Annotated in this window: 2 protein-coding genes and 1 pseudogene; 1 reads left to right on the forward strand and 2 read right to left on the reverse strand. The window is 70.7% G+C overall.

What is annotated here, in order from left to right; genetic code table 11:
- Positions 1 to 384 precede the first annotated feature (384 nt).
- Complete coding sequence (locus BJF79_RS35465; protein WP_075903990.1) at positions 385 to 1,566, forward strand: hypothetical protein; 1,182 nt, start codon at positions 385 to 387, stop codon at positions 1,564 to 1,566.
- Positions 1,567 to 1,617: 51 nt separating this feature from the next.
- Here BJF79_RS35465 and BJF79_RS35470 read toward each other — a convergent pair whose 3' ends face one another.
- Positions 1,618 to 2,898, reverse strand: a complete 1,281-nt coding sequence (locus BJF79_RS35470; RefSeq protein ID WP_410050186.1) for an MFS transporter — start codon at positions 2,896 to 2,898, stop codon at positions 1,618 to 1,620.
- A pseudogene (locus BJF79_RS35475) lies at positions 2,895 to 3,257 on the reverse strand (flavoprotein); the annotation flags it as partial. The pseudogene BJF79_RS35475 and the gene BJF79_RS35470, both read right to left, overlap by 4 nt.

The following is a 3,257-nucleotide window of genomic DNA, read 5'->3' on the forward strand; positions in this document are numbered from 1 at the left end:
GGATCGGCAGCAAGCAGCGTAGATCTGCCCGCAGATCACCCATGAAGAAGCTGTCCGGAAAACGCGTGGCCCCTCAGCGTCACCGCCGGGTGACGGCTCGCTGGCCGATCGGCCCGGTCCGCCAAACCTGCTACCCTCTCAATCCTGCGAAACCCTGCGCCCTGCGCCACCTGTGGCACGATTCAGCCGCTCATCGCCCGCGACGCTGATCGGCGCGGCGTGTGCGGGCTGTGCGCCGGGCTTGAGGTCGACTACTCCTGCCGCCAGTGCGGCCGGGCGGGCAGGCCCTATGGTCACGGGCGATGCGCCTATTGCGTCCTAGCGGACCGAGTTCGCACCCTGCTGACCGGGCCCGATGGACGGGTCGCCGGGCAACTGGAGCCCTTGGCCGCCGCCCTGAACGCGACCGACTCCCCGTTCAATCAGATCGTGTGGATCACCGGCAGCGCCAGTGCCCGGCTGCTCGCCAAGCTGGTCGGCCGAGGTGAAACGCTGACCCACGACCTGCTCGATGACCTTCCGCTCGACCGCAACGTCCACTACGTCCGGCAGCTCCTGGTCCACAGCGGAGCCTTGCCTGAACGGAACGAGGACCTCGAGCGCCTGCCCCGATGGCTGGAGGACAAGCTCGCCGACGTACCCGCCGATCACGCCAACCTCGTCCGGCCCTTCGCTCACTGGCACCTGCTGCGCCGTGCACGCGTCCGGGCCGCCTCCCGGAAGCACCCCGCCGCGACGGGGAGTGTGCTGCGGCGCCGGGTCACGGTCGCCTTGAACTTCCTGGCCTGGCTCGACGCCCGGCAGATTCCCCTGGGACACCTCCAGCAAGATGACCTCGACCGATGGCTCGAAGCCGACAACCGCAGCACCCACTACGAGATCCGGTACTTCCTGAAATGGGCCGGCGCTCGCCGCTTGACGCGTCAATTGACCGTCCCGATCATCCCGGCTGCAGAGCCCACCGACCTGCTCGATGACTGTGAACGCTGGGACCTCGTCCGAGAATGCCTGACCGAGGACACCAAACCCATCGACGTCCGAGCAGCAGGAACGCTCATTCTGTTGTTCGGCCTGACCCTTGAGAGAATCCGGCACCTCACGGCGGACCAGATCACCCAAGACGACGAACACACCTACCTGGCCGTCGGCCGCCACCCCATTTTGCTACCCCCTCGCCTCGCGAGACTTCTCCTGTGCCTGGCCGCTGAGCCCGGCGGGCAACCACCGACCATCGCCCACGGCCTACGCGGACCGCACCATCTGTTTCCTGGGCGTGTTCCAGGCCAGCCGATCAGCGCCTCGGCTCTGAGCATCCGATTGACGAGCAACGGCATCACCGCCAGAAGAGCCCGGAACACCGCCCTCATCAGTCTCGCCACCGACCTGCCCGCCGCCATCCTCGCCGATCTGCTCGGCATGCACATCCATACTGCGATCCGCTGGACCACCTACGGCCAGCACAACTGGAGCAGATACCTCAGCGTGCGCGACGCCGACCAGGCGGCCACCGCCCTGGTCGAGCCGAACACCGAAGCACCTGACGAGACCAAAGAAGGTCGTGCGTAGCCGTCACCCGCGCCGAAGCACCCATCGCCCAGTGCCGACTCGGTGTCATCCTCACCGTTGGGGAAGGTCGCTGAGGGGCCGGGCTTTCTGGTCGGGAACACTGCCAAGAGCAAGGAGAACGGATGCGGCCGTGACCGCGGTCAGCGCGGCGAACAGGGCGGGGTAGCCGCCGAGGGCGGCTGCCAGTCCGGCTCCGACTGCGGGGGCGATGCGCCCGTCGATGGTGACGGGCGCCGCCAGGACGCCGGACAGGGAGCCGTAGGCGGTGGTGCCCCAGCGGTCGGAGACGGCGGTGGCCTGCAGCAGCGTGGCGACGCCGCGGGCGGTCCCGGCGAGGACGGCGACGGCGATGAGCAGCGCGACCGGCCCGGGAAGGAAGGCCAGGGCGGCGGTGGTGGCCGCGGACAGCCCGAGGATCCCGGCGGTGCGGGCGCGCAGGCCGGTGCGGCGGGCGAGGATGCCGTAGCCGAGGCGTCCGGCGACCTGCCCGACGCCTCCGAGGCCCAGCGCCCACGCGGCGACGGCGGGGGACGCGCCGCGTTCGGCGAGCAGCGGGACGAGGTTCATCAGGACCGCGTACATCGCGAAGGCCGAGAGGGTGAGCGCGGCGGCCAGCATCCAGAACGGCTTGCTGCGAGTGATGTGCTGGACCTGGGGCGATGTGCCGGCGGGGACGTCTGGCCGGGTGTGCGGCCGGTCGTGGGGCGGGGGCCAGGGGCGGCGCAGGGAGATGGCGTGCAGCGGGATGGTGACCACGGCCAGAACGACGGCCAGGACGAGATAGGTGTCGCGCCAGTCCAGGCGGCCCGACAGGATGTCGGTGAAGGGCGCGAACACGGTGCTGGCCAGGCCCGCGACGAGGGTGAGGGTGGTCAGCGCGGCGAGGTGCCGGGGGCCGTAGTAGCGGGTGAGGGCGGCGAAGGCGGGCTGGTAGAGCACGGCGGACATCGCGATCCCGGCGACGAGCCAGGCGGCGGCGAACCAGGCGAGCGACGGCGCGACGGCCAGGCCGATCACTGCGATCGTGGCCAGCACGGATCCGGCGGTCATCAGCAGGTGCGGGCCGCGGCGGTCCAGCCACCGCCCGACGGGGATGCCGACCAGGGCCGCGGCGACGAGCGCGGCGGAGAAAGCCGCGGTGATCGCGGGAGTGGACCAGCCGGTGTCGGCGGTGATGGCGGAAGCGAGCACGGGGAAGGCGTAGTAGAGGACGCCCCAGCTGGTGATCTCGGTGACGCACAGGGCGATCAGAACGCCGCGCAGATGCCGGTCGGTCCCGGCGGCCGGAGCCGCCGGGACGACGTCGAGGAGGCGGAACTCACGGGCGGTCAGACCTCGCCGTGTTCAGCGTCGCCCGAGTAGCCGTGTACGCGTCCGGTGGCGAACCCGAGGCCGGCGGGCGCGCCGACGCCGATGGTGACCGGTTCGGGGGTGCCACAGCAGGAGGACGCGGCCTCCTGGGCGGTGGGCGAGGCCGGTTCAGCGCCGCACGAGGTGCCGCAGCCGCCGCCCTGCGCTCCGGGAAGGAGGTCGTCGGTGATCAGGTCGGTGGAGCACACGCCGGTCTCGGGTAGGTCGAGTTGGACGGTGTCGGCGGCTTCGCGGTCTCCGGCCAGTGCGGCGGCGATGGAGCGGACCTGTTCGTATCCGGTGGCCATCAGGAACGTCGGGGCGCGGCCGTAGCTCTTCAT

Source organism: Actinomadura sp. CNU-125 (assembly GCF_001942465.1).
Taxonomy (GTDB): domain Bacteria; phylum Actinomycetota; class Actinomycetes; order Streptosporangiales; family Streptosporangiaceae; genus Spirillospora.